This is a genomic window from Streptococcus sp. KHUD_018 (assembly GCF_054861215.1).
In genome coordinates, this window is sequence record NZ_CM142176.1 from 1047861 (window position 1) to 1062345 (window position 14485).

The window sequence follows — 14485 nt, forward strand, 5'->3', positions numbered from 1 at the left end:
CTTGTTAATCAAGTGTTTATAAAAATGTAACTATGTAAACACATCCACAAATCATCTAGAATGAACATTATTTATGAATGAAGTATTTCGAAGGTTGCAAAATTCTATTGTTTTATATAAAATAAAATCATGATTGATATTTTAAGCTATTGCAATTCCTTCTATCACGCTAACTACATTCCGATTTCCCACTATAACCACAGGAGGGAATTAGTAACAACCTGTCCAACTCAAGTTCACTATTTTAAAAATATTATCCATAAATTTAAAGAGAAAGATGATTTAGCTATCTTATATGTAGCTGGTTTTTCCCTATTTTTTAAAATTAATCTCCAAAAATCTGATGGCATTTTAGTTCTAGGTCCTTTTTGTACAGATAGCCCTAACCAGCAAGAGCTGAATAATTTCTTTAATGAATTGGATGTTGTTTATGATGAAAGAAAACAATTAGAGCAAGTTATTCGCCAAATACCAATTACGTCTATCAATCAAAGTATTTATATTTTGGATCAGGCCTATACAGCCTTAAAACAAAAACAGATCAATATCTTTGAACACTTTGGACTTGTCATGCCGACCAAGCAGAGTATTCAAGAGGATCTAACAGATCAATTGTATGATGCGAAGGAAGAAGCTCGCTATCACAATACTTTTTATTTTGAAAAACGAATAAACCAAGCAATTACTAATGGTAATATCACTAAACTTCATAATCTATTGGTAAATCAAGATCAAGCCTATCATGCCGGACAGCTGTCCACCAATAAACTTCGCCAACTTAAGAATATTTTCATCACGACCGCTACATTAGCAGCGCGTGCAGCAATTGAAGGTGGATTATCAATTGAAAAAGCTTATCAGCTGAGTGACATCTATATTAATGACTGTGAACGATTATCTGATGAGATCAGTATCTATGGACTGACCTACACTATGTATATGGATTTTGTGAGACGGGTTGCTGATACCAAGTCACAGTCCAATCTTAGCCAACCTGTAAAAGATGCTTTAGATTACATTGAAAACCATACAAACATTTCATTAACAGTTCAGATGGTTGCGAATCATGTTGGTTTTAGTTATTCTTTCTTTAGCAAACAATTTAAAAGTGAAACGAATAAGACGATTAACGAAGCTATCCTTAGAGCAAAAATCGAAGAAGCTAAGGAATTATTGGTCTTCACAGATAAGTCGATAAGCCACATTAGTAGCTATCTTGCCTTTTCAAGTCAGTCTTATTTTCAAAATCAATTCAAAAAATTAACCGGCTATACACCACTCCAATACCGAAAAGAAAAACGATAAAGACTGTTATAAAAAAGAATGCTGAAAATATTCCAGCATTCTTTTTTTACATCAATCATACTTCATCATCCACTTTCATATGCTGAAAGATATAGAGGAAAAAATCTTTAGAAACTTCAAAATGCCCATAACGAAGTCGAGAAGTATAATCTTTCCATTCAGGATGTTGTCTGGCTATTTCTATGGAGCAATCTTTGACTGGTTGATAATACTCGACATTTCGTCTAAAGGGAAAGAATCCTTCAAACTGCTCTACTTGATAGGCTTTGTCATCTGTAATTTTACCTACGGCTACAAAAGCCTGTAACTTATCTTGACCATTCATATCGTATTTTGGGCTATAGTATAAAAGATAGTCACCTTTTTTCATACGGTTTAAGGGGCCACCCTTTCCATGACAGACCTGACAAAAATTCCCTTCAACTCCTCTTAATACATGGTTCTTTGAAACAACTCCGACCCAATATCTAGGCATTTTTATCCTCCAACTCTACTAACATGCGATTAAGACTTTCTCTATCGTTAGAAATTTTTTCAAAAAAATCTTCATCAACCCCTTCTACTAAGGGTAAAGCTTGATTAACCTTCTCCGCGCCAGACTTCGTTACTGAGACCAGTTTTGCCCGACTATCCTTTGGGTGTTGATCACGTTTAATGTAGTCTTTCTTCTCCAGTAGTCTAACAATCTGGGAAACCGTCATGACATCCATACCAGTGAACCGAGCAATATCAACTTGCGTTACATATTCCTCTCTATTGCTCAAAAACAATAGCGAGGTTAAAACGATAAATTGAGGCAAAGTGAGGCCAACCGATTTCAAAACTCTTTTTAAATTACTTTCCCATTTGTTGTAGACTTTGATGAAAAGAAGACCTGTAGACTCTGTTTCATCATTTTTGTAAATTGAATTAAAGTGATATTTTGACATTATTTCTCCTTAAATATTAAGTATACATATTATAAATGAATTTATTTTGTTTTTCAAGAAAAGGAAAGTCGAATGTTACAATTCTATCAGACATTTCATAGTCTATATGCTATAATAAAAGCAAAACACATAAAAAAGGAAGTCTTATGATTAAACTACTAGCCTTGGATATGGATGGAACCCTCCTTAATGAAGCCAAGGAAATCCCACAAGCCCACATTACCGCCATTCACCAAGCTATTGAAAAAGGCGTCAAATTGGTTCTCTGTACGGGTCGCCCGCTTTTCGGTGTTCTTCCTTACTACAAAAAACTGGGACTGGACCTCCAGAATGAGTATGTCATTGTCAATAACGGTTGCTCAACCCACCAGACCAGTGACTGGAGGCTAGTTGATTGGCAAGAACTCAGTCCAGCTGACATCGAATACCTCTATGACCTTGCTGAAAAGAGTGATGTGCAATTGACTCTTTTTGATGAGGAACACTATTTTGTCCTTGGTGGCAAGCCAAATGAAATCGTTCAAAATGATGCCAAACTAGTCTTTTCAGACCTGACTGAAATTTCCCTTGAGGAAGCCACCAGTGGTAAGTATCGTATGTTCCAAGGAATGTTTTTAGGTACTAAAGAACAAACAGACGATTTTGAAGAGCGTTTTGCTACAGAACTCTGCCAACGATTTAGTGGTGTTCGTTCGCAGCCTGTCATTTATGAAGCCATGCCACTTGGAACCACAAAGGCTACTGCTCTTGCTCGACTAGCTGAGATTTTGCAGATTGAGCCCTCAGAAATCATGGCTATGGGTGATGCCAATAACGATATCGAAATGCTTCAGTTTGCAGGCCTTGGTATTGCAATGGGAAACGCCAGCGATTATGTCAAATCCCTTGCCAATGACGTTACAGCCAGCAATGAAGAAGACGGCGTCGCGCGTGCCATTGAGAAGTATATTTTATAATTGAGAAGCCCAGTTCATGTCAACTGGGTTTTGTTTTTTAAAATCACAAAACTTTAGAAACTCTTTAGAAATACTTGATGTTTCTTTGATTTCTATAGCTTATACTAAAGTTAGTAAAACAAATCAAAAGGAGAAAATCATGAAAACAGTACTCGAAATTCATGGACTGACCAAACAATTCGGCCAACAAGCTATTCTTCAAGATCTTAGTCTAACGATAAAAGAGGGAGATGTTTATGGTCTAATTGGGAAAAACGGAGCAGGTAAAACTACTCTTATTAAAATCATTACACAATTATTGTTTGCGGACAAAGGTATAGTTTCCCTCTTTTCTAGTCAAGAACAAAATGAGTGGACCAAGGCTTTATCTCGAGTGGGTTCTGTTATCGAATCACCTGTAGCCCATAATCACTTAACAGCATACCAGAATCTGAAATATTATTGTATGATACGTCATATTCCAAATGCTGATAAGGTGATTCATGAGACCTTGGACTATGTTGGGTTGTCAGATACAGGGAAAAAAGTCTTTCGTGATTTCTCGCTAGGAATGAAACAAAGGCTTGGCATCGCTATTGCCCTCCTATCCAAACCTGATTTCCTGATTCTTGATGAACCCATTAACGGTCTCGACCCAATTGGGATCAAAGAATTTCGTCTCATGATCCAGCGGCTCAATCAAGAAAAAGGAATAACTATCCTCATCTCTAGCCATATCTTGTCAGAACTCTATCTCTTAGCCAATCGTTTTGGTATCTTAGATCAAGGTAAGATTATCCGTGAAATCAGTAAAACTGAATTTGAAACACTGAGTGAGGATTATATTGTGCTTAAAACAAGCGACAAAGAAAGAGCTTGTCAGGTATTGAAAGAACAAATCCAGCTCCAGTTTAAGGTTGTCAATCCTGAAAATGAAATCCATATCTTTGGAAATGAACAAGATGTCAAACAGATTCTTAAGCAACTAACTTTGGCCGATGTTGCTATTGATGAGATATACTTTGCCCGTCAAAACCTAGAAGAATACTTCACACAATTGGTAGAATAGGAGAAAAATCATGATACATACCATTCAAGCAGATTTTTACCGTCTTTTCCGCTCCAAAGGATTCTGGATTACAGAATTCATTCTCTTTGTACTTATGTTACTGGGTGCTACTATTGGCGCTACAGGACATCTAATGTCCGTTCAAACAGCACCACCTGAGACTCCTACCCATGGTTGGAATGGGATAGAAGCTCTAATCAACGTGTCAAATAACGGCTCAAACCTCGTTTTCCTCTGTATTATTCTAGTATGTTTAGTTCTTGGGGTTGATCTAATCGGCAAGCTTTATAAAAATAGTTTGACAGTCGGCGTTTCTCGTACAGAATTTTTCCTTGCTAAATTCTTTGTTCTAGCAAGTATCGCTCTCTTGCAGCTCATCGCCAGCCTTGTGATTGCTTTTGTTCCCTCAACTCTACTAAACGGACTTGGTACGATACCTGATGGTTTTATTACAAACCTTCTCTTAACGATTTCCCTTCAATTTCTCTGCCTTCTCGCCTGGCTTTCGATTGTTTCCTTCATTCTCTATGTGACTCACTCCTATCTTGCCGTATTTATCGGCTATCTAGTTACCTCTATCATCCTTTCTATGCCAATGCTTATCTTTCCAAATATCGCAATTTTACGATATCTGAGCTTAAATTTTGCCTATGCCATGACTGCTGATAGTCAATCCGTTCTCTATACCATAACGGTTTGCATCGCTATCATACTTTTCTTCTCTCTCAGTGGACGGACTGTTTTCAAGAAGAAAAGCTTATAAAATGAGCCTCCTCTAAACTTATAGAGGAGGTTTCTTCTGTTAAAAGTAAATAAAAACCGAAAACCATTCTCCATCAGTGGCTAGCTTCATATCCGCTCCAAGAAGATGAACTAATTCCTCAGTAATATAGAGACCTAAACCAGAGGATTCTTCGGTATCCGACATATTTTCAGAATAAAAACGATTGCTGAGATTGTCTATATTCTTGATAGGCTTTTTGACTAGATTATCAATTTCCAAAACAAGCCCCTTTTCTTCCTTTTTCAAGGAAAGTCGAGCCTTCTCCTTGCCGTGCTTGAGAACATTTCCAAGGATGTTTTGTATAATTCGATCAAGCAATTCCTCATCAGTCATCGTTTTCAATCCTGGTTCAACGTTAAAATCAAGAACAATCTGTGAAGATTGAAAAACGTCGTAATAAGCTAAAGTCTTTTTCGTTATAAAAGTTGATAAATCAAGTTCTTCCAGTTTCGGTTTGACTGCACCTTCCATCAAATGACGGTATTCGAGGAGAGCCTCCAAACGTTTGGAAACCAAATCCTGATGATGGGCTATTTTATTTAAGGTTTCTGAACTATTATCGGGGTGTTTTATTAGTTGTTGAGTATATCCTGAAGCGATTGTCAAAGGTGTCCGAATATCATGAGCGATGTTACTGATTGCCATATCTAGGGTGTGTTTTTCACGCTTCATGATTAGCTGATTCTCTTCCACTTCTTGAAATAGATTCTCAATTTGGTTATGTAGACGCAAAATGGTCTTTGAAAAGAAATTTACCCCGATCCTCTTCATGCTACCAGAGCGAATCTTTTCTTCCATTTGTCTGCTTAAATCTCTAATTGCTATATGATAGCGAATCAAAGAAATCGCCAAAATAATGTTAGTAAGGAGTAATATTGATATCAAAATGTAATTCATTATTTGTCTCCTTTTAATCGAACACCAACTCCCCAAATGGTTTCAATGTACTCATGATTTGGATCCAGTTGATGCAGTTTTTTACGGAGATTGCTTAGATGGGTGTTGAGCGTATTGTCTCCAGGCAGGTAACTTTCTTCCCAAATCAACTCATAGAGTTCTTCCTTTGTGAAGATCTTTTTAGGATGATGGAGCAACATTTGGAGAATTTGACACTCTTTCTTTGCAAGGCGAATGGTTTCAGTTACGTTACTTATTTCAAAACTATCCGCATCGAACTGGATATTTTTAAAGCTTTGTGGGAGGTTTTCAGTTTTTCTGCTGTTTTCTGACTGATGTTCACCACTTTGGCGTAATTGCACAGTGACTCTGGCAAAGACTTCGTCCAAATCAAAAGGTTTTACTACATAATCATTGGCACCATCTAGGAGATATTGGCTGATGAGCTTTTTATCACCCAAAGCAGTGAGCATGATGACCGGAGTCTGACTAGTTTGTCGAATAGCTTGCAAGACTTGGTCACCATTTTTCCCTGGAAGCATGATATCTAGCAGAACGAGATCAATGCCACCTTTATCAAATTGCATGATACCTTCCGTACCAGAAAAGGCTTGAATCACCTCATGCTCCTCTGTGAGAAGTGTTCTTAAAATTTCCTGGATTTCATTATTATCTTCAATTACAAGAATGCTCGCCATAAACCTCGTCCTTTCTAAAACTATTATAACATGTTTTGTTAGGAATTCCAGATACAGAAAAGCTCCTCTCACATTTTAAGCAAGAAGGAGCTAATGAATATTGAATCTATTTAACCAAATAAGCAATCAAAGTTATGATCCATAGATGAGCCGGGTAGAAAATATAAAAGAAATATTTACTCCAGCTAGTTTCCTTTCCTCGCTGTCCATTATAAAGTGCTATAAAAGGAAATACGGTGATAAAGAGCCAGTCAGAATTGTAAAGCATCATTTCCAAGGTTTGGTACCAAGTATCATAGGTATGGATAGAAGTCACTAACAGAAAGGCCCAAAGTAGAGTATAGAGGAGATTTCGCAATCCCTTACGATTCCGACAAGTGTAACTAATCAAGAGAAATGGTAGCATGATGATACCACCCTCAGTAAAAAGACAACCGAAAATCAAGAGAACAGCAACCCCAATCCGACGCCACAACTTCTCTTTTTGATCCAGCTCTTTTCTAGGAAAACCAATCCAAAGCATGGTGACATCGATTGCCAGAGTCAGAAAAATATTGTTATTGACCATTATTCCTTTAGATGCAAATAGGGTATTGAGGAGGCTATTTCCAGCAAACATGATAAGCGCCCCACTCCAGAGACGGATAAGATAGTCTTTAAGATTTCGAGTATGGATGAATCCTTCCATAGCCATATAGGCAAACCAAACTCCCACACAACGGGTCAAGGCGTGAAAGATACCTTCCCACAAAGGAGAAACGATTCCGGTGATATGAGGGATATGGTCTAGAACCATTACTGCCGCCATCAGATACTTCAACTGCGTCGCATTCCATTTTTTCATAATAAACCTCTTTCTTTTTGATCTACATAGAGTATAGCATACATTTCTACGCATAATCGTACACCCATCTTACATTTAAAAAGCCTATCTTACATTTTTGTAAGACAGGCGTGAATATCAAAAAAAGATTATAAAGTTTATCTTCTAGTCCGTAATTCGCTGGTACATTTCGGGTCTTCTATCTCGAAACAAGCCCCAGTTTAGACGCTCGCTTGCTCCCTTATCAAGGTCATAGGTCGCTAACAGAATTGCTTCTCCTTGTCTTTCAGCTCGCTCTAGAATAGCTCCTGTTTCATCCGTCATAAAGGACGAACCGTAGAAGTCAAGACTGGAACTCTGTCCACCATTTTCCTCACTAGGAGTGACCTCCTCCAAACCGTAACGATTGGCTGCAATAACTGGAACAATATTTGCTGCTGCGTGCCCTTGCATGGTACGTTGCCAGTGACCACAACTGTCTGTATCCAAAATTGGTTCTGAACCAATGGCTGTAGGATAAAAGAGCAATTCAGCACCATTCAGAGCAAGACAGCGCGCTGTTTCAGGGAACCATTGATCCCAACAGATGCCAATCCCAATCTTAGCGTAGCGAGTATCCCAGACCTTGAAACCAGTGTTACCAGGCGTAAAGTAAAACTTTTCTTGATAATAATGGTCATCTGGTATGTGGGTCTTCCGATAAACGCCCAGCACTTCTCCATCAGCATCAATGACGGCGATAGAGTTATACAAGACATTGCCATCTTTTTCATAGAAACTGATTGGTAGAACAACTTTTAGTTCCTTAGCAAGCACTTTAAAATGCTGAATGGCTATATTTTCTGTCACCGACTGGGCATACTGGTAGTAGTCATACTGGCGTTCCTGACAAAAATAAGGACGTTCAAACAACTCTGGCAAGAGAATAATTTGTGCGCCTTGTTTTGCAGCTTGGCGAACTAAACGTTCAGCTGTTTGGATATTTGTTGCCACATCCTTGGCGCATTGCATCTGGATCGCTGCAACTCTAACATTTCTCATCTTCTTCTCCTATTCTGGGATTTGTTGGGTGATACAGTGGATATTGCCACCACCTAAGAGAATATCTCTAGCTGGTATTCCGACAACTTTACGATCTGGGAAACACTTGCTGAGAATATCTAAGGCCACTTGGTCGTTTACATCCTCAAACTTGGGCACTAAGACAGCCTTGTTGGCAATATAAAAATTGACATAGGAAGCCGCAAGACGCTCGCCCTCATAACGCTCCTCTTCCCCATCTTCATAGGTATAGCCTGGTAAATCCTCCTTAGTGACAATCTGACGAATAGCCGGAATCGGAAGTTTATGAATAGTGAAGGAACGACCTTTTGCATCATTTTCTTTCTCTAAGAGAGCTAAATCAGCTGCAGACATGGCATACTGAGGATCGCTTTTGTCATCTGCCCAAGCTAAAACAAGCTCTGCAGGACCAACAAAGGCTGCAACGTTGTCAACGTGTTCATTGGTTTCGTCTTGATAAATACCATAAGGAAGCCAAATAACTTTTTCAGCACCAAGGCTCTCTAATAAGGTATACTCGATTTCCTCTTTAGTCAGGTGAGGATTGCGACCAGGACTAAGCAAGCAACTTTCGGTCACGAGAATCGTTCCTTGACCGTCGCTGTGTATCGCTCCGCCTTCTAGTACAAAAGGTTTAGCATCGTAAACAGGCATTTCCAAGACCCCTGCAAAACGACTGGCTACTTGGTCATCATCTTCATAATCTTGATACAGACCATCAACAGCCCCACCCCAGGCATTGAAAGACCAATCAACTGCCAACTTTTCTCTTTTATCATTGACAAGAATGGTCGGACCAGTATCACGCGCCCAGGCATCATTGGTGGGAATGTCTAAATAAACGACCTTGTCTCCAAGATAAGATTGGGCTTCAGATAGATGGTCCCGCTCCACCAAAAGGTAAACCCTTTCCCCTTCTGCTATGGTCTCGATTATCTGACTAAATGCTCTTTTAGCAGCTTTTCCTTGAAAAGGCCACGATCCTGGTCGAGTCGGCCATATCATGAGGGTACCATGGTGTGGTTCATACTCTGCTGGCATACGATAGCCAGCTTTTTTCGGAGTTTCTATCATGATAATCTCCCTTTAAAGTCTTGATAGCCGAAGGCTTTGACTAAGCTGCAGTCACCCTGCTCGTCCATAAGATAGAGACTTGGCAACCCAATACCGTTAAAGGTATTATTTTTAACAAAGGAGTAGATTGCCATGTCTTCGAAATAAAGTCTGTCACCGATTTGGATTGGATTTTCAAAGCTATAATCGCCAATCACATCACCCGTCAGACAGGTATTGGAAGAAAGTCTATAGTTGTGGGCTTTTTCCTGAGCCTCAAAGCCATTTCTCAAAGGTGGACGATAGGGCATTTCAAGTACATCTGGCATATGGCAGGTCGCGGAGGCATCTAAAACCAAGATCTCCATACCATTTTCGACAATGTCCAATACTTCAGTTGCCAGATAACCAGCATTGAGCGCAATAGCTTCACCCGGCTCTATATAGACCTCAAGATTGTAAGTTTCTCGGATACGCTTAATTTCAGAAATCAGTAAATCCACATCATAGTCTTCTCTTGTGATATGATGTCCACCACCCATATTGAGCCATTTAACTTGATGTAAGTAAGAACCAAACTGCTCTTCTACTGCTTTCAAGGTTGTCTCTAAATCATCTGCCCCTTGCTCACAAAGGGTATGAAAATGAAGGCCATCCACCAAATCCAACAAATCACTAGGAATTTTATCAAGTGTTACACCAAAACGAGAACCTGGTGCACAAGGGTCATAGAGCGCGTGGTCACCCTGCGTTGAACATTGAGGATTGAGACGCAAACCAACACTGACACCAGCCTCCTGACAACGAGTCCCATGCTTACGCAATTGTCTCTCCGAGTTAAAAACGATATGGTCTGTTATCTCAAGCAATTCCTCCAAATCCGCATCCTTAAAGGCTGGCGCGAATACATGGACTTCCCCCGGGAATTCTTCTCTTGCTAACTTGACCTCGTAGAGACCACTAGCCGTCGTACCAGATAGATACTGGCTAATCAAGGGATAGGTTTTGTAAAGGGAATATGCCTTCTGGGCGAGCAAAACCTTGCAACCAGACTTTTCCTGAACCTCTTGTAAAATGCGGCAGTTGGCTTCTAACTTTGCCAAGTCAATGACATAAGCTGGTGTTGGTACTTGTTCTAGCTTCATTAGTCCACCATTTGTGGATTTTCAACCACAACCCAAGGCAAACCATACTCATTCAAAGCTTCCATAAATGGATCTGGATCCAATTCTTCAAGGTTATAAACTCCAGGTTGTTTCCAAGTACCATTCATAACTAATTTTGTCCCAATCATGGCTGGAACGCCAGTCGTGTAAGAAATTGCTTGTGAACCAACTTCTGCGTAACATTCCTGATGGTCGCAAACATTGTAGATATAGATAGTCTTTTCAACACCGTCTTTGACACCTGTAAAGATACAGCCGATATTGGTTTTTCCAACTGTACGTGGGCCAAGGCTGGCTGGATCAGGAAGCAAGGCTTTTAAGAATTGAATCGGTACGATTTCTTGTCCGTTAAAGTTAATAGCATCTGTACGAAGGAGACCAACGTTTTCCAAGCATTTCATGTGAGTTAGATAAGATTGACCAAAGGTCATAAAGAAACGAATCCGTTTAATACCTGGAATGTTCTTGGCCAATGATTCGATTTCTTCGTGGTGGAGGAGATACATGTCTTTTTGTCCAACTTGAGGAAAATCATACTCACGTTTGATAGACATGGCTTCAACTTCGACCCATTTTCCATCTTCCCAGTAAGAACCTGGTGCAGAAACCTCACGCAGATTGATTTCTGGGTTGAAGTTTGTCGCAAATGGATAACCGTGGTCACCACCATTACAGTCTAAAATGTCGATATAGTGGATTTCATCAAAATAGTGTTTGAGAGCATAGGCTGAAAAGACACTAGTCACACCGGGGTCAAAACCAGAACCAAGCAGAGCGGTCAAGCCTGCTTCTTTGAATTTCTCCTGATAAGCCCACTGCCATGAGTAGTCAAAGTAAGCTGTAAATCCAAGTTCCTTGCAGCGTTTTTCGTAGATAGCACGCCACTCAGGATCTTCTGTATCCTCAGCCTCGTGGTTAGCTGTGTCGATATAGTGTACTCCAGTCGCTAAACAAGCATCCATAATGGTCAAGTCTTGGTAGGGTAAAGCTACGTTCAAAACGGCTTCTGGCTTGTAGCTTTCAATCAAGGCAATCACTTCTTCGACCTTGTCAGCATCAAGAGCAGCTGTTTCAATCTTTGTACTTGTTTTACCTTCTAATTTAGCCTTCAAGTCATCACATTTTGACTTGGTACGACTAGCAATCATAATCTCTGTAAAGGTTTCGCTATCTTGACAAATCTTTGAAATAGCAACTTGGGCAACGCCTCCACATCCGATAACTAATAGACGACTCATTTTTTCCCTTCCTCTTCTTCTAAAATGTCTTCTACATACTTAGGCAACATAAAGGCTCCCACATGTAAGTTTGCAGTGTAGTATTCTGTGAAAAGCTGGCGTTTTTTCCAGCCTTCCTTATCAAAATCTTTGACCGGGTGGTATTTTTTCGATGCAAATCCAAACAACCAATAGCCCGCAGGACTGGTTGGGATATGTGCCTGATAGACTCGGCTGATTGGAAAGGCTTGATTGACCTTGCGGTGCATGCTTCGGCAAGCTGACTCATCCTCGTCAAAGAAGGGACTCCCATGCTGATAGATCATGATGCCGTCTTCTTTCAAGGCTCTGTAACTGTTTCCGTAAAATTCCTTGGTAAAGAGTCCTTCCGTATGTCCAAATGGATCTGTTGCATCGTTGATGATAATATCGTAGTCATCTTCGCAGTTTCGCAAAAAGCGTAGCCCATTTTGGTAGTAAATGGTAACACGAGGATCATCTAGCCCTGCAGCAAAGTCTGGGAAGTATTCTCGACAAACCTCAACCAGCATCTCATCCGGTTCCACAATATCGATTTGCTCCAGTTCTGGATAGAGGGTTAATACTTGGGCAACACCACCGTCACCACCCCCAATAACCAAGACTTTCTTGGGATTGGGATGGACAGCCATGGGAACGTGAACGGTCATTTCGTTGTAGACGAAATCGTCCGCGTCTGAAAACAATACATGCCCATTTAAAATCAGTATTTTCCCAAAAGCTGGCGTATCCAAGACTTCGATATCCTGCCATTCACTTTTTCCAGCATAGAGTTGCTTGGCAGTTCTCAGGGACAATTTCACATCTGGAGTATGAACTTCAGAAAACCATAAATCCATCTAGTTCTCCTTTCTCTTAATGACGTTGATGTGATTGACCTCTGGATCTTCCGTCCCTTGGAGGGAGCAACCACGTTCCTTGGCAAATTGGATATAGTTTACAATTTCTCGTGTAATGCGTTCACCAGGAGCCAAGATAGGAATGCCTGGAGGATAGCACATGACAAATTCTCCACAGACTTGTCCAACAGACTCGTCCAAGGTCAAACTTTTTCTCTCTGAATAGAAAGCTTCTTGTGGAGACAGCACTAACTCGGGCTGAATATATTCTCCAGCTATCAAGTCTTTTCCATCTCGTGAGTAGAGTCTCTTAATATCAGCCAAAGCGCCGACCAAACGCTCGATGTCTTGGATGCGGTCACCAATCGAAATATAGGCTAAGATATTGCCGATATCACCAAACTCGATCTGAATATCGTATTCGTCTCGTAGGAGGTCATAAACCTCAATACCTGTTAAGCCAATACCCTGAGTGTAAACTGACAGCTTTGTCACGTCAAAGTCACAAACGGACACTCCGTCTATTAACTCTTTTGAGTAGGCATAGTAACCACCGATAGCATTGATTTCACGACGAGCATACTCAGATAACTCAATGACTTTCTCAAACGACTCTTTACCACGAAGAGCCAGGTTGCGACGTGAAATATCCAAACTAGACATTAACAAGTATGAGGCGGATGTTGACTGGGTCAGGTTGATAATCTGACGAACGTACTCAGGATTCATCTGCTCCCCGATAAGTAAAATGGAGCTTTGGGTCAAACTCCCACCAGACTTATGCATAGAGACCGCTGCCATATCAGCGCCAGCGTCCATAGCAGAAATTGGGAGTTTATCAGTAAAATGTAAATGAGCTCCATGGGCCTCGTCCACTAAAACAAGCATGCCAGCTTCATGAGCCATTTCCGTCAATCCCTTTAGATCTGAACAAATCCCATAATAGGTTGGATTGTTGATTAGGATAGCCTTGGCATCTGGATGTTCCTTTATAGTTTGTGCAACACGGTCATTTTCAAGACCTAATGCGATGCCGATTTTAGGATCTACACTCATCTCGATATAGATGGGAATGGCACCACATAGAACCAATGCATTAATAGCAGATTTGTGGACATTACGTGGCAGAATAATCTTATCTCCAGCCTTGCAGGTAGAAAGAATCATGGTTTGAACAGATGATGTTGTTCCCCCAATCATTAAGAATGCGTGGGCTGCTCCAAAAGCATCAGCTGCTAGCTCCTCTGCATCCCGAATAATCGAAATGGGATGGCCTAAATTATCCAAGGGTTTCATAGAATTGACATCAATGCCAACACATTTTTCTCCCAACAATTCAACAAGTTCTGGATTTCCCCGTCCGCGTTTGTGACCTGGTACATCAAAGGGAACAATCCGTTTCTTTCTTAGCTTAATCAGACCTTCATAAATAGGTGCCTGATTCTGATCTAACTTTTTCAAGATATACTCCTTTACCGTATTTTTAGTTCCTCAAAAAGATGAGGGCAATCAAAGGTTGACTTATGAAAAAAGAGCAGGTTTTCACCTGCTCTGCAATCTTCTGACGTTTTTATTTTGGTTTCTGTTGAGTATGTCTGTTCCTGATGTTTCCTAACTCTCTAGTAGCAAATATTACGTACTTTATTGATCGTTTCACAAGATGACGTGT

General features: G+C 40.2%; 15 protein-coding genes. 4 read left to right on the plus strand and 11 right to left on the minus strand.

The window, feature by feature from the left end; translation table 11 throughout:
• Positions 1-129: 129 nt before the first annotated feature.
• Positions 130-1305 (plus strand): helix-turn-helix domain-containing protein, encoded by a 1176-nt coding sequence (locus ACVBD2_RS05255; RefSeq protein ID WP_461685295.1) that lies wholly within the window; start codon positions 130-132, stop codon positions 1303-1305.
• A gap of 55 nt (positions 1306-1360) precedes the next feature.
• On the opposite strand, the gene ACVBD2_RS05260 is transcribed toward ACVBD2_RS05255, so the two are convergent.
• Positions 1361-1780 (minus strand): EVE domain-containing protein, encoded by a 420-nt coding sequence (locus ACVBD2_RS05260; protein ID WP_461685296.1) that lies wholly within the window; start codon positions 1778-1780, stop codon positions 1361-1363.
• Entirely contained in the window at positions 1773-2234 is a 462-nt protein-coding gene (locus ACVBD2_RS05265) for a MarR family winged helix-turn-helix transcriptional regulator (RefSeq protein WP_461685297.1), read from the minus strand. The genes ACVBD2_RS05260 and ACVBD2_RS05265 overlap by 8 nt, the downstream gene beginning before the upstream one ends.
• Positions 2235-2380: 146 nt before the next feature.
• Between ACVBD2_RS05265 and ACVBD2_RS05270 the strand changes: the two genes are divergently transcribed.
• The 3 genes from ACVBD2_RS05270 (at position 2381) to ACVBD2_RS05280 (ending at position 5001) form a co-directional block, all read left to right on the plus strand.
• A complete protein-coding gene (locus ACVBD2_RS05270; RefSeq protein ID WP_461685298.1) occupies positions 2381-3190 on the plus strand; it encodes a Cof-type HAD-IIB family hydrolase in 810 nt (269 codons plus the stop codon).
• Positions 3191-3329: 139 nt separating this feature from the next.
• Positions 3330-4238, plus strand: a complete 909-nt coding sequence (locus ACVBD2_RS05275) for an ATP-binding cassette domain-containing protein (RefSeq protein WP_461685299.1) — start codon at positions 3330-3332, stop codon at positions 4236-4238.
• Positions 4239-4248: 10 nt separating this feature from the next.
• A complete protein-coding gene (locus tag ACVBD2_RS05280) occupies positions 4249-5001 on the plus strand; it encodes an ABC transporter permease (RefSeq protein WP_461685300.1) in 753 nt (250 codons plus the stop codon).
• 39 nt (positions 5002-5040) lie between these two features.
• Here the strand turns inward: ACVBD2_RS05280 and ACVBD2_RS05285 are convergent, their stop codons facing one another.
• The 9 genes from ACVBD2_RS05285 to ACVBD2_RS05325 all read right to left on the minus strand — a co-directional run bounded on the left by ACVBD2_RS05285 (position 5041) and on the right by ACVBD2_RS05325 (position 14277).
• On the minus strand, positions 5041-5919 hold the full coding sequence (locus ACVBD2_RS05285; protein WP_461685301.1) for a sensor histidine kinase: 879 nt from the start codon (positions 5917-5919) through the stop codon (positions 5041-5043).
• Positions 5919-6617 (minus strand): response regulator transcription factor, encoded by a 699-nt coding sequence (locus ACVBD2_RS05290; protein ID WP_461685302.1) that lies wholly within the window; start codon positions 6615-6617, stop codon positions 5919-5921. Before ACVBD2_RS05290 ends, ACVBD2_RS05285 begins: the two co-directional genes overlap by 1 nt.
• 106 nt (positions 6618-6723) lie before the next feature.
• Positions 6724-7461 (minus strand): TraX family protein, encoded by a 738-nt coding sequence (locus ACVBD2_RS05295; protein WP_461685303.1) that lies wholly within the window; start codon positions 7459-7461, stop codon positions 6724-6726.
• 144 nt (positions 7462-7605) lie between these two features.
• The gene (aguB, locus tag ACVBD2_RS05300) at positions 7606-8481 is read right to left on the minus strand and encodes an N-carbamoylputrescine amidase (protein WP_461685304.1); all 876 of its coding nucleotides are present in this window, start codon (positions 8479-8481) and stop codon (positions 7606-7608) included.
• Between the two features lie 9 nt (positions 8482-8490).
• Positions 8491-9576 carry an agmatine deiminase gene (aguA, locus tag ACVBD2_RS05305; RefSeq protein WP_461685305.1) on the minus strand — a complete coding sequence of 362 codons (1086 nt, stop codon included), beginning with the start codon at positions 9574-9576 and terminating at the stop codon, positions 8491-8493.
• Positions 9573-10700, minus strand: a complete 1128-nt coding sequence (gene nspC / locus ACVBD2_RS05310) for a carboxynorspermidine decarboxylase (RefSeq protein ID WP_461685306.1) — start codon at positions 10698-10700, stop codon at positions 9573-9575. The genes aguA and nspC overlap by 4 nt, the downstream gene beginning before the upstream one ends.
• A complete protein-coding gene (locus ACVBD2_RS05315; protein ID WP_461685307.1) occupies positions 10700-11959 on the minus strand; it encodes a saccharopine dehydrogenase family protein in 1260 nt (419 codons plus the stop codon). The genes nspC and ACVBD2_RS05315 overlap by 1 nt, the downstream gene beginning before the upstream one ends.
• On the minus strand, positions 11956-12816 hold the full coding sequence (gene speE / locus ACVBD2_RS05320) for a polyamine aminopropyltransferase (RefSeq protein ID WP_000366713.1): 861 nt from the start codon (positions 12814-12816) through the stop codon (positions 11956-11958). The genes ACVBD2_RS05315 and speE overlap by 4 nt, the downstream gene beginning before the upstream one ends.
• A complete protein-coding gene (locus tag ACVBD2_RS05325; protein WP_461685308.1) occupies positions 12817-14277 on the minus strand; it encodes an aminotransferase class I/II-fold pyridoxal phosphate-dependent enzyme in 1461 nt (486 codons plus the stop codon).
• Positions 14278-14485: the final 208 nt, after the last annotated feature.